Annotated in this window: 1 pseudogene; it reads left to right on the forward strand. The window is 73.6% G+C overall.

Annotated features, from left to right (window positions below):
* Nucleotides 1-38 precede the first annotated feature (38 nt).
* Nucleotides 39-239: pseudogene (locus KVT44_RS56890) on the forward strand (2-keto-4-pentenoate hydratase); the annotation flags it as partial.

The following is a 239-nucleotide window of genomic DNA, read 5'->3' on the forward strand; positions in this document are numbered from 1 at the left end:
CGGGAGCCGGCCGGCTGCTGCGCGAGGCAGCACATCATGTGGCACCTATCGACCCGCTGTCGACACTGTTGCCCAGCATGGTCCTCGCCGACGCCTACGCCGCCCAGCAGGACAACATCGCCCGGCGCCTGGCCGACGGGGCCACTGTCGCCGGACACAAGGTGGGCCTGACCGCGGCCGCGATGCAGCAGCTCACCGGCGTCGCCGGGCCCGACCTCGGGCACCGGCCGGAGGACACG

Source organism: Streptomyces sp. GbtcB7, assembly GCF_019091445.1.
In the GTDB taxonomy this organism is placed as follows: domain Bacteria; phylum Actinomycetota; class Actinomycetes; order Streptomycetales; family Streptomycetaceae; genus Streptomyces; species Streptomyces mirabilis.